The sequence below is a fragment of the Rubellimicrobium thermophilum DSM 16684 genome, assembly GCF_000442315.1.
In the GTDB taxonomy this organism is placed as follows: Bacteria; Pseudomonadota; Alphaproteobacteria; order Rhodobacterales; family Rhodobacteraceae; genus Rubellimicrobium; species Rubellimicrobium thermophilum.
In genome coordinates this window covers 135,926-156,593 of sequence record NZ_KE557322.1, presented here as the reverse complement: position 1 = coordinate 156,593, position 20,668 = coordinate 135,926, and the positions used below count along the sequence as shown (strand labels likewise).

Sequence of the window (20,668 nt, the reverse complement as noted above, 5' to 3'; positions counted from 1 at the left end):
CCGAGCCCCCAAGCGCCGCCTGGATGCGCAGAAGTTGCCGCAACAGGACGTTCATGTAGGGGTCGCCCATCTCGTGCACCTCGTCCACGATCAGGATGTTGCGCGACAGCCCGTATTGCCGCAGCGTCGCGTGCTTCGCCCTGACCGCCGCGAGCAGCGCCTGGTCGATGGTGCCCACGCCCACCGTCGCCAGCAGCGCCCGGCGGCGACTGTCCCTCAGCCATTCGGTGGGCCCGGGTTCATCCTGGTCAGGCTCGCGGGCAAGGGCGAGGTCGCGGTAATCCTCGGACAGACCCGCCCGGCCATGGGCGAGCGTCACCGAGGGCGCACCGTCGAAGAGCCGGGGCAGGACCTCGCGCAGGCGGCGTAACATGGCATCCGCCGTGGCCATCGTGGGCAGGGCGAGATAGAGCCCGCGCCCCTTGCCCGCCGCCAGCATCCGCCGGGCGAGGATCAGCGCGGCCTCGGTCTTGCCGCTGCCGGTCTCGTCCTCGATCAGGGCAAGCATCGGGCCATCGGGCAGGCCGACCCCGGCGCAGGCCTCCTGCATCTTGCGAAGGCCGAAGTGGAAAAGCGGCCCCGTGGCGGGGGGCGGGGCGACAAGGCCGGCCTTGTCCAGCGCCTCCGCGGCCCGGCCCCGCGCAGCCGCGAGATAGGCGGCCAGATCGCCCGTGGGCGGGGCCGGCGGGAACCACTCGGCGTTGGAGCCCACCCAGTCGGCCACCGTCAGCAGGCCGTTGAGCTGCCAGCTCAGGCGATGGATCTGCGGCAGGTCGTCATGCCCCGCAAGCGAAGCCCCGGGCCAGAGCGCGAGGAAGGCGCGGATCACCGCGGCCGCATCCGCCTCGGCCTCGGGCCCGGCGGCGTCGAGCATCTGCCGCCATTCTTCGCCAGGGCCGGTGCCGGAGCGGTTGAAGACCAGGGCGTGCTGCGGCGGCCGCCCGTGATGCCCGGCGGCGGCGGCATAGAGCGGATAACGCGCCAGATCGTCGCTGCCAAGCCGTTCGGCCAGGATCGCATCGTGCCGCCTCAGCAGGGCCTCGGTGATCTCCCAGTGGCGGAAGGTCTGCGCCACGCCCTCGCGCAGGGCGCGGCGGAAGCTTCCCGACAGCTTGCCGAGATCGTGCAGCGCGCACAGAAGCGCCAGCGCCTGCTTCAGCGGTTCGGGATGGGGCAGGGGGGCGATGAGCGCCTCGGCCACCGCGGCCACGTCCAGCATGTGCAGCACCGCCGGGTGCTCGATGCCCCCCTCGGGCGCCGACTTGCCCGGCCAGCGCGCCGCGATCTCTGCCATGCCGCTCATGCGGGCCCCCTTGCGTCATGTCGCAAACAGACTAGATTACAGACCAGTTGGAGGTCAACATGCGCGAGATCGGGGCCTTCAAGGCCAAGACCCATCTGTCCGAGCTTCTCTCGGCCGTGGCGGCGGGGGAAAGCATCACCATCACCCGGCGCGGCCGGCCCGTGGCGCGGCTTGTGCCCGTGGCCCCCGACCGCGGCGCGGCGCTGGCCGAGCTTCGGGCGCTGCGCGCGCGCCTCTCCGCGCCCCTGGACCGAGCCGAGATCCTCGCCGCCCGCGACGAGGGCCGGCGCTGAATGGCGGATCTTGTCCTCGATGCCTCGGCGCTGGCCGCCTTTTTCCTGCCCGACGAGACGGGCCCGGACCTCGAGCGGCTGGCCGGCGCCTTTGCGGACTTTCGCGCACCCTGGCTGATCTGGGCCGAGATCCGCAACATCCTGATCATGCTCGAACGCCGCGGCCGGCTGCCCAAGGGCTTCGCCGACGAGGCGCTTGCCGCGATCGAGGGCCTGGCGATCGCGCTCGACACCGCGCCCGCGGGGCCCGACGTGATGCGCCTCGCCCGCGCCCATGGGCTCAGCATCTACGACGCGCTCTATCTCGAACTGGCGTTGCGGCTCGGGGCACCGCTGGCCACGATGGATGCGGCGCTGGCGCGCGCCGCAGAGGCCGAGGGCGTGGCGCTGGCAGGTAGGGGGCGTCAGGCCGTCCGCGCCCCCCTCGCGCTGCTCCGCCTGGCATCACGCGGATCCAGGCCGATGTCCTGCATGGATTTCGCCCGCCATGCCCCCTCGCGCCTATGAGCGAAGGCCATGTGCCATGCCGACAGCTTCTGTCACCCAGGGCGGGGTCATGGAGACACCATGGCCGTCGCTGCGCTTCCGTGCCGTTCGCCGATGCGGGATGACGGGTGAGCCAGGACAGGGCAGTCGCGCCAGACCGCGGCGCGGCGGTCAGCCTGGCCCGCCGCCGGCCGCTGCCTGCAGCGCCCGGAGATTGGGGCCATAGGCCTCCGGGCCGCCGCGGAAGATCGCCGATCCCGCGACAAGCACCGTGGCTCCGGCCTCGACCAGGGCGCGTGCATTCTGGGCCGTCACGCCGCCATCCACCTCGATGGGCAGATCCGGGGCCATCTCGCGCAGCGCGCGGATCTTTGCGATGGTGGCGGGGATCAGGGTCTGCCCGCCGAAACCGGGACTGACCCCCATCACGCAGAGAAGGTCGATCTCGTCCTTCAGCCAGCGCAAGGCGCCGATATCGGTGCCCGGATTGATGGCAAGGCCCGCCTGCCGTCCCGCCTCGCGGATCGCCCGCAGCGTCCGATGGACATGGGGGCCGGCCTCCAGATGCACCGTGACTGAATCGGGACCCGCCTCGAGGAAGGCCGGCAGCAGCGGATCGACGGGGGCGATCATCAGATGCAGGTCGAGCCGGCCGGCGACATGGGGACGCAGCGCCTTCACCATGGGCGGGCCGAAGGTGAGATTGGGGACGAAATGGCCGTCCATGACATCCACATGGATCCACTCCGCCCCCGCCTGCGCAAGGGCGCGGCATTCCGCCCCCAGCGCCGCGAAATCGCCGGCCAGGATGCTGGGTGCGATGATGACGGATGCAGTCATGGGGGATCCTCCTCGGCCGCTTCCTTATCCCGGGGGACGGCCGGAGAGCCAGACGCGTTTCACGTGAAACAGCCCGCGCGCCACAGCCGGGCGAGAAGGTCGCGCTCGGCAGGATTGGCGAGCAGATCGAGCGCCGCGTCCGGCGCCGCCCAGAAGGCGACATGCCCCGGCTCGCGCGGGGGACCCAGCCGCTGCACCGGCCGGGCCAGCCAGAGATGACAGACCTTCTCGGCCCACAGGTCGTATTCGGGCATATAGGCAAAGCGGCGATAGACACCGATCCGGCGGGGCCGGGCGAGGGTCCAGCCCGTCTCCTCGCGCACCTCGCGATGAAGCGCGGCCAGAAGCCCCTCGCCGGGATCGGCCCCGCCGCCGGGAAGCTGCACCTCGGGCACCGGCGCAGCCTGGAAGGTCAGCAGGAGCCGCCCCCGCCGGACGAGGATGCCATAGGCCCCCGGCCGGTGCCGGTAGCGTCGTCCCGGTTCCACGGCCTCGCCCCATCGGCGCATCCCGTCCCCTCTTCCGATCCTGCCGCCTTCTGCCTATATCGGAGGCCCATCCTCCGCCGTCCAGCCGCCCGATCACGCTGCAGGACGCGCCCGGCCTCGACAAGGATTGCCCATGAGCCTCGGCGCCCGCCTTGCCTGGGACGATACCGTCCTGCCCTTCACGCTCGATGCCTCCGACATCCGGGGGCGCGTCGCCCGTCTCGATGTCGCGCTCGAGCGGATGCTGGCCCAGCATGCCTATCCGCCCGCCATCGAATCCCTGGTGGCCGAGACGGCGCTGCTGGCAGCCCTGATCGGCCCCACGATCAAGCTGCGCTGGAAGCTCTCGATCCAGGTGCGCGGCACGGGCCCGGCGCGCATCCTCGCCGCCGACTACTATGCCCCTTCCGCAAACGGAGAGCCGGCGCGCCTGCGGGCCTGGGCCAGCTTCGACCGCGATCGGCTCGATTCGGCCGGCGACGGTTTCCCCCAGATCGGGCAGGGTTATTTCGCGCTGCTGATCGATCAGGGCGAGGGGACGATCCCCTATCAGGGCATCACACCGCTGGCCGGCGGTAGCCTTGCGGCCTGCGCCGAAGGCTATTTCGCCCGCTCCGAACAGATCCCCACACGCTTTGCACTGGCCTGGGGGCGTTCGCAGGAACCGGGCCGCCCCGATCCGGCCGCCGGCCGGATCCGCGCCGGCGGCGTCATGATCCAGCAGATGCCCCAGCCCGGCGAAGCGGTCGCCGGCGCGGCAGAGGCCGCCGCGCGCCGGCGGAGCGAAGACGACAGGGCCGAGGACTGGCGCCGCGTCAACCTGCTGCTCGACACCGTGGAGCCGCTCGAACTGATCGGCCCGCATGTCCAGAGCCCGGATCTTCTGGTGCGGCTCTTCCATGAGGAAGGGCCGCGCGTGACCGATCCGCAACCGGTCGTCTTCGGCTGTTCCTGTTCGGAAGAGAAGGTGCGCCAGTCCCTCTCGATCTATTCGCGCAAGGACATCGCGCGGATGACCACGCCCGAGGGGCTCGTCACCGCCGATTGCCAGTTCTGCGGCGCCCATTACGCGCTGGACCCCGCGACGCTGGGCTTCGAGGCCGAAGGCGCCCCCGCCGCCTGGGCGCCCCCCGCCCATCGTGCGGCCCGCTGAGGCCGAGGCCCGGCTGGCCCGCGCGCTCGCCCGGGCAGGGGCGGGGGGGGAGCCCTCGTCCGACCGCGAGCTGCACGAGGCGCCGACACCCCCCGTCGGCCCCCTGCGCCCGGCGGCGGTGCTGCTGGCCGTCGATCTGTCGAACGGGCCAGCGCGCCTTCTCCTGACCCGGCGCGCCGCCCATCTGCGCCATCATCCCGGCCAGATCGCCCTGCCCGGCGGACGCACCGATCCGGGAGAAGACGCCGTGACCTGTGCCTTGCGCGAAGCCTCCGAAGAGGTGGGCCTGCCCGCCGGCGCCGCCGAGGTGCTGGGCCTGCTGCCCGCGCACGAGACGGTCACCGGCTTTGCCGTCACGCCCGTGCTGGCCGTCCTGCGCACGGGCTTCGTCCCCCGCCCCCAGGCAGGCGAGGTCGAGGAGGTGTTCGCCATCCCTCTCGCCCATTGCGCCGATCCGGGGCGCTATCGCCTCGAGGGGCGCATCTGGCAGGGACGCCTGCGGCGCTACTGGGTCCTCCCCTGGGGACCCCATTATGTCTGGGGGGCGACCGCGCGGATCCTGCGCGGGCTGGCCCTGGGAATGCAGCCATGACCGATCCGCGCCATGCCCCCCTGCTGGCCCCGCTGCTGGCCGATCCGGCAGCGCGGGCCGTGCTCGATCTGCTCGCCGGAGCGGGACATCGCGCCTGGATCGTCGGCGGGGCGGTCCGCGACGCCCTGATGGGGCGCCCCACGGGGGATCTCGATATCGCCACCGACGCCGCGCCGGAGACGGTCCTGACCCTGGCCGGGGGGGCGGGAATCGGGGCCGTCCCCACGGGCCTTGCCCATGGCACGGTCACCTTGCTGCCGCAGGGACGGCCGGTCGAGGTCACGACGCTGCGCCGGGATGTCGAAACCTTCGGACGCCATGCGCGCGTGGCCTTCGGCGCCAGCCCCGAGGAGGACGCGCGCCGGCGCGACTTCACGCTGAATGCGCTCTATCTCGCCCCCGACGGCACGCTGCTCGATCCGGTGGGCGGCCTGCCCGACCTCGCCGCACGGCGCATCCGCTTCGTCGGCGATCCCGCGACACGCATCCGCGAGGATCACCTGCGCACGCTCCGCTATTTCCGCTTCCATGCCACCCATGGCGATCCGGCCGAAGGGCTCGACCCGGATGCGCTCGATGCGGTGGCGCGCCATCTGGAGGGGCTCGAATCGCTCTCGCGCGAGAGGGTGGGGGCCGAGATGCGCAAGCTCCTCGCCGCGCCCGATCCCGCCCCGGCGGTGGCCGCGATGCGGGCGACAGGGGTGCTCCAGCGGGTGCTGCCGGGGGCGGGGGACGGGCTGCTCGCCCCGCTCGTGCATGTCGAGGGGGAGGCGGGCCTGCCCCCCGATCCGCTGCGGCGCCTCGCCGCGCTGGGGGGCAGGATGCAGCCGCGCGGCTGCGCCTGTCGCGGGCCGAGGCAGGACGGCTCGGGCGCTATCTGACGCATATGGGCTCCACGCTCGGGCCGGGAGAGCTCGGCTATCGCCTCGGGGCGGAGGAGGCCGAAGGCGTGCTGGCCCTGCGGGCGGCGCTGTCGAACGCCACCGTGGATCCGGCCCTGCTCGCTGCGGCACGGGACGGGGCCGGTCGGGTCTTTCCGCTGCGCGCGGTCGATCTTGCCCCGCTTTCGGGGCCGGCGCTGGGGCAGCGGCTGAAGGCGCTCGAGCAAGCCTGGATCGACTCGGGCTTCCGCCTGACCCGCGAGGCGCTGCTGACACGGGACTGACCGTTTCCCTTCGGGCCGGGGCGGTCTATATGACCCCGGCAGCCCTCTGCCCGCGACCCGTCATCCATGCCCATCCGCAGCAGGGGCGAGGGGCCGCCCGAGCCCGGTTTTCCATGTTCCGCCTGTTCGAGAATCTCGTCGATCCCTTTGCGCCCTATCCCCCCGAGGACGCGCCGCCGCGCCGGCTCTGGCCCTTCCTGAAGGGCTACATGCGCCCCTTCCGCGCGGTGTTCTGGGCGACCGGCCTCTTCGCGGCGGCCGTCGCGGCGATCGAGCTGTGGCTGATCCACTATTCGGGCCGGCTCATCGACACGCTGACCGCGACCGACCCCGCCCGCGTCTGGGCCGAACATGGCACCGAACTGCTGCTCGTGGCGTTCTTCGTGCTGATCCTGCGCCCGCTGATCTTCGGCATCCAGGCCCTGCTGCTCAACAACGCGATCCTGCCCAATTTCGGTACGCTGATCCGCTGGCGCGCCCATGCCCAGGTGCTGCGCCAGTCCGTGGGCTGGTTCGAGAACGACTTCGCCGGCCGCATCGCCAACCGCGTGATGCAGACCCCGCCATCGGCCGGCGACGCGGTCTATCAGGCCTTCGACGCGATCGCCTATGCGATCTCCTACATCGCCGGCGCCGCGCTTCTGCTGTGGACGGCGGATCCGCGGCTGATGCTGCCGCTGCTGCTCTGGGTGCTGCCCTATGCCTGTCTGGTGACCTGGGTGGTGCGCCGCATCGGCCCGGCCTCCGCGGCGTCCTCGGCCGCGCGGTCCCGGGTCAACGGGCGCATCGTGGATGCCTATACCAACATCCATGCCGTCAAGCTGTTCGCACAAGGCAACCGCGAGCTCGAGCATGCCCGCGATGCCATCGCCGAGACGCGCGCGACCTTCCAGCGCGAGATGCGGCTCTTCACCATCATGGACATCGCGCTCACGCTGATGAACGGGCTGCTGATCGTCGGCGTCGTGGGCTGGGCGATCTGGCTGTGGACGGAGGGCCTTGCCTCCGTGGGTGTGGTCGCCGCCGCCTCGGCGCTGGTGCTCCGGCTGTCCAACATGTCGGGCTGGATCATGATGGCGGTGTCCGACTTCTTCCGTTCGCTCGGGGTGGTGCGCAGGGGATGGAGACCATCGCCCAGCCGATCGAGCTTCTCGATGCGCCCGATGCGCGCCCCCTCCCGGGTGCAGGAGGGGCGGATCGAGATCCGCGGCCTCGTGCATCGCTATCGGCGCCGGACGGGCGGGCTGGGGCCGCTCGACCTGACCATCGAGCCAGGCCAGAAGGTGGGGCTGGTGGGCCGCTCGGGGGCGGGCAAGAGCACCCTCGTCAAGCTCATCCTGCGCTTTCACGAGGCCGAGGCGGGCACCATCCTGATCGACGGACAGGACATCCGCAGCGTCACGCAGGATTCCCTGCGCGCCGCCATCGGCATGGTCGGCCAGGAGGCCTCGCTGCTGCACCGCTCGGTGCGCGAGAACATCCTCTACGGCCGACCCGAGGCCAGCGAGGAGGCGATGATCCGCGCCGCCCGCCAGGCCGAGGCGCATGACTTCATCCTCGGGCTCGAGGACAGCGAGGGCAACCGCGGCTACGACGCGCGGGTGGGCGAACGCGGCGTGAAGCTCTCGGGCGGACAGCGCCAGCGCATCGCGCTGGCCCGCGTGATCCTCAAGGACGCGCCCATCCTCATCCTCGACGAGGCGACATCGGCGCTGGACAGCGAGGCCGAGGCGGCGATCCAGTCCACGCTCGGCACCATGATGGAAGGCAAGACGGTCATCGCCATCGCCCATCGCCTCTCGACCATCGCGCGGATGGACCGCATCGTCGTGCTCGATCAGGGGCGCATCCTCGAGGACGGCCCGCATGAGGCGCTGATCCGGCAGGGCGGCCTCTATGCCCGGCTCTGGGCCCGCCAGTCGGGCGGCTTCCTGGCCCTCGATCCCGTGCCCGGTCGCGAAGGGAACCCCAGTCCCCCCCCTGCGGAGGCCGCCGAATGATGCAACGGTTCTGGGAACGCCTCGCAGCCCTCATCCCGCCCTTCGACGAGGATCCGGTGCCGCCTCCGCCGCGCCGCCTCTGGGCCTTCTATGGCTGGGCGCTGCGCGGCACCTTTCCGGTGCTGCTCGCCGCCTCGGTCGCCAGCATGCTGGCCGGCACCACGGAGGTCGTCTCGGCGCTGCTTCTCGGTCTCGTCATCGACACCGCCGCGGCAGCCGGGCCCGAGGGGACTGTGGTCCTCGCACGCGATGCTGTTCCTCGGCATCGCCCTCTTCCTGATCGTGCTGCGCCCGCTCGCCTTCGGGGCCTCGGCGGCCTTCCAGTCGGTCGTCATCGGCCCCTCGCTCAACGTGCTGGTGCTGTCGCGGCTGCACCGCTGGACGCTCGGGCAGGACATCACCTTCTTCGACAACGACTTTGCCGGCCGCATCGCACAGAAGCAGATGCAGACGGGCCGCGCCGTGACCGAAACCACCGTCGAGACAATCAACACGGTCATCTTCGCCCTCTCCTCGGTGGTGGCCACGGGCCTGCTCGTGCTGGGCATCGACGGCTGGCTGGCGCTGCTGCTGATGGCCTGGCTCGGGGTCTATCTGCTCTATATCGCGCGCAACCTGCCGCGCATCCGGGCGCTGTCGCAGGGGCGCGCGGCGGCGCGCGCGGTCGTCACCGGGCAGGTGGTGGACACCATCACCAACATGCGCACCGTCAAGCTCTTCGCCCATGCCGAGGCCGAGGACGAAGCGGCGCTTCAGGCGATGGGCCGCTATCGCGAACGCACCCTCGCCTATGGGGTGATCGCGACGCGCTTCCGTGCGGGGCTCATGGTGCTGGCCGGGGTTCTGCCGGTTCTGATGGTGGGGATCGTGCTGCATCTGTGGACGCAGGGCGCGGCCACGGCGGGCGACATCGCCGCCACCGGCACCGTCGCGCTGCGCATCGCGCAGATGACAGGCTGGGTCAGCTTTGCCCTGATGAATCTCTATGCCGGGGTCGGCGAGGTTGCCGACGGGATGAAGACCCTCGCCCAGGCCCATGCCATCGAGGATGCCCCCGATGCCGTCCCGCTGCGCCAGGCCGGTCCCATCCGCTTCGAAGGCGTCTCCTTCGCCTATGGCCGCGAGGGACGGACGGGCGCCGGCGTGCAGGACATCGATCTGACCATTGCCCCAGGCGAGAAGATCGGCCTTGTCGGGGCCTCGGGCGCGGGCAAGAGCACGCTGGTGGCGCTGCTGCTGCGCCTCTACGACGTGGAGGCCGGCCGCATCACGGTGGGCGGGCAGGACGTGCGCGCCGTCACGCAGAAGTCCCTGCGCCGGGCCATCGGCATGGTCACGCAGGAGACGGCGACCTTCAACCGCTCGGCCCGCGACAACATCCGCTACGGCCGACCCGAAGCCACCGACGCCGAGGTGGAGGCCGCCGCCCGGGCCGCCTACGCCCATGACTTCATCCTCGGCCTCGAGGACTTCAAGGGCCGCAGGGGCTATGACGCCCATCTGGGCGAGCGCGGCGTGAAGCTCTCGGGCGGACAGCGCCAGCGCATCGCGCTGGCCCGCGCGCTGCTCAAGGATGCGCCGATCCTCGTGCTCGACGAGGCAACATCGGCGCTCGATTCGGAAGTGGAGGCCGAGATCCAGGCCGCCCTCGAGACCGCAATGGAGGGCAAGACGGTCATCGCCATCGCCCATCGCCTTTCGACCATCGCCCGGATGGACCGCATCGTGGTGATGGAGGCCGGCCGCATCATCGAGGAGGGCACGCATGAGGCGCTGCTGGCCCGTGGCGGGCTCTATGCGCGCTACTGGCGGCGCCAGTCGGGCGGCTTTCTCGCCACCGGAGCGGAGGCGGCCGAATGATGCGCATCGAGGCGCTGACGCATCACGGGATGGGACGGCTCGCGGATGGCAGGCTCATCCCGCGGGTGCTGCCCGGCGAAAGGGTGGAACCGCGCACGGACGGAAGCTGGCGGGTGCTGGAGCCCTCGCCGGACCGGGTGGCCCCCCCCTGTCCGCATTTCACCGCCTGTGGCGGTTGCGCGGTGCAGCATGCCACCGACGGATTCGTGGCCGGCTGGAAGGCGGGGATCGTCCGGCAGGCGCTGGCCGCACAGGGGCTTGAGGCGAGCATCGGCCCGGTCCTGACCTCGCCGCCGCGATCGCGCCGGCGGGCGCGGCTGGCCGGCCGGCGCCTGCGCAAGGGGGGGGCGATGCTGGGCTTTCACGCCCGCGCCTCGAGGACGGTGGTGGATGCCCCCCATTGCCTGATCCTGACGCCGGGTCTGATGGCGCTGCGGCCGGCGCTGCTCGATCTTGTGACGCTCGTGGCCTCGCGTTCGGCCGAGGTGACACTGATCCTGACCGAATCGCCGGCGGGCGCCGATGTGCTGATCGAAGAGGGACGGCCGGCCGAGGCCGCGCTGCGGGCCGAGGCCGCGGCCTGGGCCCGGCAGGCCGGGGTGGCGCGGCTGAGTTGGGCGGACGAGCTGCTGGCCCAGTCCGCGCCCCCCCTGGCAGGCGATGGGGCGCGCCCGTGTCGTCCCGCCCCCCGGCGCCTTCCTCCAGCCCACGCGCGAGGGGGAGGCCGCGCTTCTGGCCTTCGTGCGCGAGGCGACCGCCGGCGCCGGGCGGATCGCCGATCTCTTCGCGGGGGTGGGCACCTTCGCCCTGCCGCTGAGCGAGACCGCCGAGATCCACGCCGTCGAGGGGGACCGCGCCATGACGCAGGCGCTCGCGGCGGGCTGGCGCGAGGCCGGGGGCCTGCGGCGCCTGACGGCCGAAGCCCGCGACCTGTTCCGCCGCCCGCTCGATCCGGACGCGCTGCGCCGCTTCGACGCCGTGGTGATCGATCCGCCCCGCGCCGGAGCCGAGGCGCAGATCGCCGCCCTCGCGGCCTCGGCGGTGCCGGTCGTGGCCTATGTCTCCTGCAACCCGGCGAGCTTTGCACGCGATGCCCGCCGCCTTGTGGCGGCAGGCTACCGGATGGGGACTGTGACGGTCGTGGATCAGTTCCGCTGGTCGCCCCATGTGGAGCTTGCCGCGCGCTTCGTCCGTCCCTGATCCGTTCCCCTCGCCCGAGGGCGAAGCTTGCGCTATCCTCGGGGTGAACGGCACCAGACCGGGCAGGCGACAGTGATCACCCGACGTTCCCTTCTCCTGGCGGGCGTGGCGCTCCCCCTCGGGGCCTGTGCGCCGCGGTCCAAGTTCCGCCACTATCGCGGTCCGGCCGTGACCAGCATCCGCGTCTACAAGGCCGAGCGGCGGATGGATCTGATGCATGGCGACCGCGTGCTGCGCAGCTTTGCCATCGAGCTGGGCAGCAATCCCGTGGGCCACAAGATCCAGGCCGGCGACGGGCGGACGCCCGAGGGATCCTATGTCATCGACCGGCGCAACCCGAACTCGGCCTATCACCTGTCGATCGGCATCTCCTATCCCAATGCCGAGGACCGTGCCCGCGCCGCGGCGCTGGGCGTGGATCCGGGCGGAGACATCTTCATCCATGGCACGCCGCGCGAACGGCGCCGCGATCGGGACTGGACAGCCGGCTGCATCGCCGTCAGCAACCGCGAGATGGAAGAGATCTATGCCATGGTGCAGGACGGCACGCCCATCCACATCTTCCCCTGAAGGCGGCGACAGCCGGGGACGAGGCCCATTCGGGGCCTGCATCCCGTCCGCAGGCTCTCAGGCGCCCAGGACCATCGTCCACCAGATGCGGCCCTCGGGCTCCTGGAACCAGCCGATGCCCATTCGCCGGGCCGCCGGATTCAGGATCACCTCGCGCGTGGCGGGTTCGGCAGCCCAGGCCGCCAGCGTCGTGGTATCGTTCTCGTAGGTTTCCGAGATCACCTCGCCCACGAGGCTGCCGGGATAGCCGACCCGGCGCAGCCGGTCGAGCGGGGACGAACCGTCCGAGCCGAAATGCCATGGCCGGTTCTGCACGCTCATGTCGCGGCTGTGGGTCGCGGCGGCGGTGTTGAGCAGGGGGTCGAGCGTCACCGGCGGCACGCCGCGGGCGCGACGCAGGGCGTTCAGCCCCTCCTGCATGCGGAAGGGGATGGCCTGCGCCTCGACCTCGGTGATGCGCCACAGCGTGGGCAGGGGCAACCCGTCCGAGCCCATCGGCACGGCCGGCGGCGGGGCCCCGAAGGGCCCCAGCCCCCCCCCGCAGGCCGAAAGCCCCGTCAGCGCCAGAAGCGCCAGGACCCCGCGCCGGCCAGGCGCGCCTGTCCATGCTGCCTCTGCCGCAGACCCGTCTGTCGCTGCCATGCCCTGCCCTCTTGTCCCCTGCGCCCGTGATCCGGCATCGATGCCGGTGGTCTCCATAGCGGCAGCCGCTGCGGCGTTCAAACCCCATCGCGGACAGGATCGCTCGCGTTGACGCGAGCTTGAATTGACTCCCCCCCCTGCCTGTCTGTAACCACCCTGCAGAATCCCACAAGACCATGGAGGGCGAGGCATGGCAGACGATTCGCTCTGGAGCCGCCGGCGGCTTCTGGGCACGGGCGCAGCGCCCTGGCCGCCGGGGCGACGGGACTTGCCGCACCGGCTCTGGCCCAGCAGGCGAATTCGACAGAGATGGAGGGGGGATGTCTCCTCGACCGTGCGCCACAACATCTCGAGCTTCCGGGCGCAGGACTGGCGGCCCCATTTCAGCAGCCTGACCAACGGCGCGATCCTGTGCGACCTTCAGTCGCGCGCACTCCACTTCTGGAGCGAGGACGGCACGATCTACCGTCTCTACCCGACATCCATTCCCCTCAACGAGGAACTGACCCGGCTTGGCCGGACCGAGGTGGTGGACAAGGTCGTCAATCCGCCCTGGCGCCCCACCCCCTCCATGCGCGAGCGCAACCCGGACTGGCCGGAATTCGTCCCCGGCGGGGATCCGATGAATCCCCTCGGCCCCTATGCGCTCTATCTGAGCTGGCAATACTACCGCATCCACGGCACGCATGACACGCGCAAGATCGGGCGGCGTTCGTCGAATGGCTGCATCGGCCTCTACAACGAACATATCGCCGAACTCTTCCAGCTCGCCAAGGTCGGCACGCAGGTGCTTCTGATCTGACAAGGCCGGTGCCTGGCGGAATCGCTCGCGCCCCCGGCCCGGCCGGGGGCGTTGGCGTTTCAGGCATCGAGATGGGCCACCTCGAGCGCATTGGCCTGGATGAATTCCCGCCGCGGCTCCACGGCATCGCCCATCAGACGGGCGAAGATGTCCTCTGCTTCGGCCAGATCGTCGATGCGCACCTGCAGGAGGGTGCGGGCCTCCGGGTCGAGCGTCGTTTCCCAGAGCTGTTCGGGATTCATCTCACCCAGACCCTTGTAGCGCTGCAGCGTGAGGCCCTTCTCGCCTTCGGCGAGAATCGCGCGCAACAGATCCAGGGGGCCCATGACCGGCTGGCTGCGATCCTTGCGCAGAAGGGTGGCCGGCTCGCCATAGATCTCGGCCAGCGCATCGCTGTGGCTGCCGAGGCGGCGGCTTTCGCCGGCGCGCATCATCGCCCCGTCGAGCAGGCGCACCTCCTCCACCCCGCGCAGGGTGCGGCTGAGGCGGATGCCGAGGTCCTGCGTGACCCGGCCCTGCCAGCCGCGCTCGTATTCGGGGGCGATGCGGTCGAGCCGCCGGGCCACGCGCTCGGCCACGCCCTGCAGATCGGCATCCACCGCCCCCGTGCGGAAGGCCCCGGCGATGGCGGCCTGTTCGAGGATGGGGCGGCTGTGATGCGGCGGATAGGCATCGAGAGACCGCTTGACCGCGCGCGCCTCCTCGATGACGCGCAGCAGATCCGCGCCCGCGATCTCCATGCCCGATCCCAGCCGCAGCACTGCGCCTTCGGCGCCCTGCTTGATCAGGTAATCCTCGAGCGCCGCCTGGTCCTTGAGATAGACCTCGGACTTGCCGCGGCTCACCTTGTAGAGCGGGGGCTGGGCGATGTAGAGATGCCCCTTCTCGATCAGTTCGGGCATCTGGCGGAAGAAGAAGGTCAGCAGCAGCGTGCGGATATGGGCGCCGTCCACATCCGCATCCGTCATGATGACGACCTTGTGGTAGCGCAGCTTGCTGATGTCGAATTCGTCGCGCCCGATCCCGGTTCCGAGCGCCATCACGAGATTGCCGATCTCCTGCGAGCTGAGCATCCGGTCGAAACGGGCCCGCTCCACATTGAGGATCTTGCCGCGCAGCGGCAGCACGGCCTGGGTGCGCCGGTCGCGTCCCGTCTGGGCGCTGCCCCCGGCCGAATCGCCCTCCACCAGGAACAGTTCGGAACGCGCCGGATCCTTCTCCGAACAGTCCTTGAGCTTGCCGGCCAGATAGTTGACATCCATGGCGGATTTGCGGCGGGTGAGCTCGCGCGCCTTGCGCGCGGCTTCGCGCGCCAGCGCCGCCTCGACGATCTTGCCGATGATGGCCTTCGCGGCCTGGGGATTTTCCTCGAACCATTCGGCCAGCTTCTCGCCCACCAGACCCTCGACCGCCGGACGGACCTCGGAGGAGACGAGCTTGTCCTTGGTCTGGCTGCTGAACTTGGGATCGGGCACCTTGACCGACAGCACGCAGGTCAGCCCCTCGCGCGCGTCGTCGCCGGTGAAGTCCACCTTCTCGCGGCGGGCGATCCCCGAATCCTGGGCGTATTTCGTGAGCGTCCGCGTCAGCGCCGCCCGAAAGCCCTGCAGATGCGTGCCGCCGTCGCGCTGGGGGATGTTGTTGGTGAAGGGCAGCACCGTTTCGTGGTAGCTGTCGTTCCACCACATCGCCACCTCGACGCCGATCCCGTTGCGTTCGCCCAGGATATGGATGGGCTCGGGGATCATGGGCTGCTTGGAGCGGTCGAGATACCGGACGAATTCGCGCAGCCCGCCCTCGTAATGGAGTTCCACGCGCTGCAGCTCGGCCCCGCGATTGTCCTCGAGCGTGATGCGCACGCCCGAATTGAGGAAGGCGAGCTCGCGCAGGCGTGTCTCGAGGGTGCGGAAACTGTAGTCGAGATTGGCGAAGGTCCCGTCCGGGCGGTTCGTCTTGGCCGAGGCGAGAAAGCGCACCTCGGTCCCCGTCTCGCCGGGCGCCTCGCGCACGACATGCAGGGGGATCACCGTCTCGCCGTTCTCGAAGCGGGCGTAATGCTCCTTGCCGTCCCGCCAGATGCGCAGGTCGAGCCAGTCCGACAGCGCATTGACGACCGAGACGCCAACCCCGTGCAGCCCGCCCGAGACCTTGTAGCTGTTCTGGTCGAACTTTCCGCCTGCATGGAGCTGGGTCATGATGACCTCGGCCGCCGAGATGCCCTCCTCCTTGTGGATGTCCACAGGGATGCCGCGGCCGTTGTCGCGCACCGAGACGGAACTGTCGGCATGGATGCGCACGCGCACCTCGGTGGCGTGGCCGGCCAGCACCTCGTCGATGCCGTTGTCCACCACCTCATAGACCATGTGATGGAGGCCCGAACCGTCGTCGGTATCGCCGATATACATGCCCGGGCGCTTGCGGACGGCATCGAGTCCCTTGAGAACCTTGATGGAATCGGCGCCATAGGCCGCGGCGGCGGCGGTCTTGGGAGACATCGGGGGAACCCTTCGGAAAACCTGCGGTCTTATAGGGGAGGGTGGGGGGAATGTCACGTCTCCACCCCCTCTTCCCGCCCTCGCAGAGATGGCAAGCAAGGGGCCGGAATGCCAGAGGCGGGGCGCATCGGGAAAAGCGGGCGAGGGGTCCGCCGCCCTCCGGTCCTTCCGCAGCGCCATGAAATCCGCCCTCGTGCCGGCCTCCTCATCCGACCTCAAATATCCCGGGGGTGCGGGGGCAGAGCCCCCGCCTCGCGCGGTTCTCCCACGGGGCGTTCCGGACCGTCGGCCGTCCTGCCGCCCTCATCCCGTCGGCAGGGTCAGCGCGCCATCGGGCCCCAAGGGCCAGAAGGGGTTGTGCGCCAGCTCCCAGACATGGCCGTCGGGATCGGCGAACTGCCCGGCATAGCCCCCCCCAGGACATGCTCTGCGGGGCCTTGAGGGGACGCGCTCCAGCCTTCATGGCCCGTTCCCAGGCACGGTCCACCTCGTCCTCGTCATGGAAGTTCTGCGACAGCACCGCCGCCCCGGTCCCCAGATCGCCCTCTTCCCGGCCCTGGTCGCGGGCCATCTCGTGCAGCCGGTAGAGCGCAAAGGCCACGCCGCCGCGCAGCTGATAGGCCGCCATGTCGCCGGTCTCGCGCACGGGATGCCAGCCCAGAGCGGCATAGAAGGCCTTGGCGCGGTCGAGGTCGCGCACGCCAAGCGTGATCAGGGTCACCCGCTGATCGGGCAGGATGTCGCGGCTCATGGATGCATCCTCATGGAGGGCGCCTCTCCGTCAGGGTGGTCGTTCCGCCCGCCTCGGCGGCCTCCCAATATTGCGCCATCCCGCCCAGTTCCGCAAACAGCGCAGGCTCGGTGCCCGTCAGGAAGGCCTGCAGGCGAAGGGCGACCAGTTCGTCATAGAGGGCGGCACGGCGGTGCCGATCCAGATGCGCCGCCACCTCGTCGAGCAGCAGCAGCGGTGCGCGGCCGCGCCGGGCCAGCGCGCGGGCATTGGCCAACACCAGCGACAGCAGCAGCGCCTTCTGCTCGCCGGTGGAGCAGTCGCGTGCCGCCACGCCCTTGGCGGCCCAGACGGCCTCCAGATCGGCGCGATGCGGCCCCAGAAGCGACCGCCCCGCCGCCATGTCCTGCCGCCGGCCACGCGCCAGGGCCTCGGCAAAGGCCGCCTCGTCCTCGGGAGGGGCCTCTCCGGGATAGGTCACGGCCAGGGCGGCCGCCGGAAAGCCCGTCTCCGCCTCGGCCTGCGCCGCCGCCAGAACCGCCACCGTCCCGGCCCGGTTCCGCGCCAGCCGCGTGCCCGCCCCGGCCATCTGCGCCTCGAGAACCGCATACCAGTGCCCGTCCCGCACTCCGTCCCGCAGCAGGCGGTTGCGTTCGCGCAGCGCCTTCTCATAGGCCAGCGCGGCCTCGGCATGATCGGGAAAGAGGCTCATCGCCGCGCGGTCGAGAAAGCGCCGCCGTCCCTCCGCACCTTCGGTCCAGAGCCGGTCCATCGCCGGCACGAGCCACAGCACGGGCAGAAGCCGCGCCAGATCGGTCTGCAGCGCGGCCTTGCCGTCCAGGCGGACCCGGCGCGAGGTCTCGGCAGGATCGAGGCCCGTCTCGATCTCGCGCGGGCCCTCGGGCGTCTCGAGGATGGCCGCGACCCGCCAGCCCCCGCTTCCGCCGCGGCGCGCCAGCTCGGCCGCCCCCGCCCCGCGCAGGCCCCGTCCCGGCGACAGGAACGAGACGGCCTCGAGCAGATTGGTCTTGCCCGCGCCATTCGCCCCCCAGAGCGCCACGATCCGCCCGTCAAGGAGAAGCCGCGCCCGCGCATGCGAGCGGAACTCCGACAGGGAGAGGGCGGATAGATGCGTGGCCGCTCCCTTTCCGGTCACATCCGCGGTCACACCCGCATCGGCATGACGACATAGAGCGCCGAAGGATCGTCGCCCTCGCGCATCACCGTGGGATCGGCCGGAGAGTTGAACAGGAAGACGGCGTTCTCGCGCTCGACCTGATGGGCGATCTCCAGCAGGTAACGGGCGTTGAAGCCGATCTCCAGCCGGTCATCGCCATAGGCCACGGCCAGTTCCTCCTCGGCCATGCCCGAATCGGGGGCATTGACGGTCAGCACGAGGCGGTCCTCCTCGAGCGCGAGCTTGACCGCGCGGGAGCGTTCGGAAGAGACGGTGGCCACACGGTCCACGGCGGCGGCGAACTCCTTCGCATCCACCTCGAGCCGCCGGGGATTGGCCTGGGGAATGACCCGGGCATAATCCGGGAAGGTGCCGTCGATCACCTTGGAGGTCAGCTGGATCGAGGGCGTCTCGAAGCGGATCTTGGTCTCCGAGACGGAGACGCGGATCATCGTCTCATCCTCGTCCAGGAGCTTGCGCAGCTCGGTCACGGTCTTGCGCGGGACGATCACGCCGGGCATGCCGTCGGCCCCCTCGGGCAGGTCGGCATCGATCCGGGCGAGGCGATGTCCGTCGGTGGCCACGGCGCGCAACCGCCGTCCCCCCTCGCCCTCGGCGACGTGGAAATAGACACCGTTGAGGTAATAGCGCGTCTCGTCGGTGGAGATGGCGAATTTCGCCTTGTCGAAAAGCCGGCGCAGCAGCGGGGCAGGGGCCTCGAAGCCGGTGGTGTAATCGGGCGAGGCCATCTGCGGAAAGTCCTCGGGGGGCAGCGTCGCCAGATGGAAGGTGGAACGGCCAGAGGCCACGGTCAGCCGCCCCCCCCGCCCTGGCTGGACAGCAGGACCTGCGCCCCGTCGGGCAGCTTGCGGACGATCTCGTTGAGCATGACGGCGCCCACGGTCGTGGCGCCGGGTTGCTCCACCTGCGCCGGCGCGCGGTTCACCACCTCCACATCGAGATCGGTGGCCCGCAGGCGGACCTCATCCCCTTCGGCCTCGATGAGGAGATTGGCAAGGATGGGAATGGTGTTGCGCCGCTCGACCACCGATTGCGCCTGCGCCACCGCGCGGGCAAGCGCGGCGCGCTCGATGCTGACCTTCATCCCTCTTTCTCCCTTGCCACTCCGGGAGGCCGACCCTGACAGGCTTCGGCGCATCCCTCAAGGGCCTCAGTGCCCTTCGAGCACCCGCCGCAGGGTTGCCACATCCTCGGCCAGCTGCGGATCCTCGGCCATCAGGGCCTCGATGCGGCGCACGCCATGCAGCACGGTGGTGTGATCGCGCCCGCCGAAGCGCCGACCGATATCGGGCAGCGAGCGCGTCGTCAGGGCCTTGGCCAGATACATCGCCACCTGCCGCGGTCGGGCGAACCCCTTGAGGCGCCGGTTCCCCACCAGATCGGCATGGCGGATGCCGTAATGTTCGGCGACGCGGCGCTGGATCTCCTCGACGCTCACCCGGCGGTCGGCGGCGCGCAGCAGATCGGCCAGGCTCTCGCGCGCCATCTCCACGGTGATCTCGCGCCGCACGAGCTGGCCCTGCGCCACGAGCCGGGTGAGCGCCCCTTCGAGGACGCGCAGGCTTGCGGTGATGCGCTGGGCCAGGAATTCGAGCACCTCCTCGCCGATGCGCAGGGCGGGATCGGCGGCCTGCGCCTGTTCGAGCTTCAGGCGCAGGACAGCGAGGCGCAGGGCCTCGGTCGGGGGGCTGGATCTGGACCACCAGTCCCGCCTGCAGGCGCGAGGCCACGCGTTCGTCAAGATGGGCGATCTCGGCCGGGGCGCGATCGGCCGACAGCACGATGCGCCGGCCCTGATCGAAGAGCGCGTTGAAGGAATGGAAGAATTCCTCCTGCGTCGATTCCTTGCCGGCAAGGAACTGGATATCGTCCACAAGCAGCACATCGAGGGCGCGGACCGCGGCCTTGAAGTCCATCATCCGCCGCTCGCGCAGGGCGGTCACGAAGCGGACCATGAACTGTTCCGCCGACAGGTAGAGGACACGCAAGCCCGGATCGCTCTCGCGCAGCCGATGGGCGGTGGCCTGCAGCAGATGCGTCTTGCCCAGGCCCACCCCGCCATGGAGGAAGAGCGGATTGAAGCCTGCCTCGCCCGAGGCGACCCGCAGGGCCGCGGCATGGGCCAGCGCATTGGGCGCACCGACGGCAAAGCGCTCGAAGGTCAGGCGCGGATCGAGGCGGCACTCCTCCTCCGCCGGCGGGCGCAGCGCGGCCGGCGGGGCAGGGGGCATCCCGGCCGCCCGGCCAGCCCCGGCAGCGGCTCCGGTCAGGGCAGCGGGAGAGGCCGTCGCCACCTCGATCCGGTGAGCCCGGCCGCCGGCCTGGGCAAGGGCACCCAGGATCTCCTCGCCCAGGCTGCGGGCGACATAGGAGCCGAGAAAGGCCGTCGGCGCCTCGAGGCGGGCAACGCCGCCCTCGATGGTCACAAGGCGCAAGGGGGCGATCCAGCTCTGGAAGCTGGCCGCCCCGAGGCGGTCGCGCAGGGCGGTCCGGGCGCGCTCCCACAGTCCGGTCCCGGCCGGCGCTGTCCCACCGGCCAGTGCAGCGTGCAATCCGCCTTCCGCAAGGCCCGCCCGGAAGCCGAATTCTGCTGCGCCATCCGCCATCGTCTTGCCCTCCATCCGTGAAGCGGGCCGGCGGCCCGCGCGGTCCCCCCCGGAGGACCACTTGCCAAGCATGCGGCCCGTGCCGTGGCCCCGGAGGGGAAAGAGGGCCTGTGCGGCAGGCGCACAGAACCGTGGCCCGCCCATGGCAGGGCGGACCCGTCATCGCGGATCGGCGCCTCATGGCGCAGGGCGGACCTGGCAGGGTCCGGGCCTGCGGGCCCCGTCCCTTCGCCGTGGCAGCGGCC

At 70.9% G+C, this 20,668-nt stretch carries 11 protein-coding genes and 8 pseudogenes; 10 read left to right on the top strand and 9 right to left on the bottom strand.

The annotated features are described in order from the left end of the window. A partial coding sequence (locus tag RUTHE_RS15525; protein WP_021098355.1) for a CRISPR-associated endonuclease Cas3'' occupies positions 1–1,303 on the bottom strand: 1,303 nt, incomplete at its 3' end. Between the two features lie 59 nt (positions 1,304–1,362). On the opposite strand from RUTHE_RS15525, the gene RUTHE_RS10335 reads away from it, so the two are divergent. After that, complete coding sequence (locus RUTHE_RS10335; RefSeq protein WP_021098354.1) at positions 1,363–1,596, top strand: type II toxin-antitoxin system Phd/YefM family antitoxin; 234 nt, start codon at positions 1,363–1,365, stop codon at positions 1,594–1,596. Next, complete coding sequence (locus RUTHE_RS10330; protein WP_021098353.1) at positions 1,597–2,103, top strand: type II toxin-antitoxin system VapC family toxin; 507 nt, start codon at positions 1,597–1,599, stop codon at positions 2,101–2,103. A 150-nt stretch (positions 2,104–2,253) separates the two neighbouring features. Here the strand turns inward: RUTHE_RS10330 and rpe are convergent, their stop codons facing one another. After that, complete coding sequence (gene rpe / locus RUTHE_RS10325; protein ID WP_021098352.1) at positions 2,254–2,922, bottom strand: ribulose-phosphate 3-epimerase; 669 nt, start codon at positions 2,920–2,922, stop codon at positions 2,254–2,256. Positions 2,923–2,981: 59 nt separating this feature from the next. After that, the gene (locus tag RUTHE_RS10320; protein WP_021098351.1) at positions 2,982–3,431 is read right to left on the bottom strand and encodes an NUDIX domain-containing protein; all 450 of its coding nucleotides are present in this window, start codon (positions 3,429–3,431) and stop codon (positions 2,982–2,984) included. Between the two features lie 112 nt (positions 3,432–3,543). Here RUTHE_RS10320 and hslO point away from each other — a divergent pair, with 112 nt between their 5' ends. The 7 genes and pseudogenes from hslO (at position 3,544) to RUTHE_RS10285 (ending at position 11,950) form a co-directional block, all read left to right on the top strand. Next, positions 3,544–4,563, top strand: coding sequence for an Hsp33 family molecular chaperone HslO (gene hslO / locus RUTHE_RS10315; protein ID WP_021098350.1), 1,020 nt, complete (start codon positions 3,544–3,546; stop codon positions 4,561–4,563). A 13-nt stretch (positions 4,564–4,576) separates the two neighbouring features. Next, entirely contained in the window at positions 4,577–5,155 is a 579-nt protein-coding gene (locus RUTHE_RS10310) for a CoA pyrophosphatase (protein ID WP_040645774.1), read from the top strand. Next, a pseudogene (locus RUTHE_RS10305) lies at positions 5,152–6,320 on the top strand (CCA tRNA nucleotidyltransferase). Before RUTHE_RS10310 ends, RUTHE_RS10305 begins: the two are co-directional and overlap by 4 nt. A 113-nt stretch (positions 6,321–6,433) precedes the next feature. After that, positions 6,434–8,320, top strand: a pseudogene (locus tag RUTHE_RS10300) (ABC transporter ATP-binding protein). Further along, positions 8,320–10,180: pseudogene (locus RUTHE_RS10295) on the top strand (ABC transporter ATP-binding protein). Before RUTHE_RS10300 ends, RUTHE_RS10295 begins: the two co-directional pseudogenes overlap by 1 nt. Then, a pseudogene (locus RUTHE_RS10290) lies at positions 10,177–11,380 on the top strand (class I SAM-dependent RNA methyltransferase). Before RUTHE_RS10295 ends, RUTHE_RS10290 begins: the two co-directional pseudogenes overlap by 4 nt. A 75-nt stretch (positions 11,381–11,455) precedes the next feature. Further along, positions 11,456–11,950 carry a L,D-transpeptidase family protein gene (locus tag RUTHE_RS10285; protein ID WP_040645773.1) on the top strand — a complete coding sequence of 165 codons (495 nt, stop codon included), beginning with the start codon at positions 11,456–11,458 and terminating at the stop codon, positions 11,948–11,950. 57 nt (positions 11,951–12,007) lie between these two features. On the opposite strand, the gene dalA is transcribed toward RUTHE_RS10285, so the two are convergent. After that, positions 12,008–12,592: a divisome-associated lipoprotein DalA gene (dalA, locus tag RUTHE_RS10280; RefSeq protein ID WP_021098342.1), complete on the bottom strand. Its 585-nt coding sequence runs from the start codon at positions 12,590–12,592 to the stop codon at positions 12,008–12,010. Between the two features lie 309 nt (positions 12,593–12,901). On the opposite strand from dalA, the pseudogene RUTHE_RS10275 reads away from it, so the two are divergent. Next, a pseudogene (locus tag RUTHE_RS10275) lies at positions 12,902–13,394 on the top strand (L,D-transpeptidase). Between the two features lie 59 nt (positions 13,395–13,453). On the opposite strand, the gene gyrB reads toward RUTHE_RS10275, so the two are convergent. From gyrB to dnaA, 5 genes and pseudogenes are all read right to left on the bottom strand, one after another. Next, positions 13,454–15,889: a DNA topoisomerase (ATP-hydrolyzing) subunit B gene (gyrB, locus tag RUTHE_RS10270; protein WP_021098340.1), complete on the bottom strand. Its 2,436-nt coding sequence runs from the start codon at positions 15,887–15,889 to the stop codon at positions 13,454–13,456. A gap of 303 nt (positions 15,890–16,192) precedes the next feature. Next, positions 16,193–16,640 (bottom strand): annotated as a pseudogene (locus RUTHE_RS10265) (VOC family protein). 10 nt (positions 16,641–16,650) lie between these two features. After that, positions 16,651–17,775, bottom strand: coding sequence for a DNA replication/repair protein RecF (recF, locus tag RUTHE_RS10260; protein WP_040645768.1), 1,125 nt, complete (start codon positions 17,773–17,775; stop codon positions 16,651–16,653). Positions 17,776–17,783: 8 nt separating this feature from the next. Beyond that, a pseudogene (dnaN, locus tag RUTHE_RS10255) lies at positions 17,784–18,901 on the bottom strand (DNA polymerase III subunit beta). Between the two features lie 66 nt (positions 18,902–18,967). Beyond that, a pseudogene (gene dnaA / locus RUTHE_RS10250) lies at positions 18,968–20,324 on the bottom strand (chromosomal replication initiator protein DnaA). Positions 20,325–20,668 lie beyond the last annotated feature (344 nt).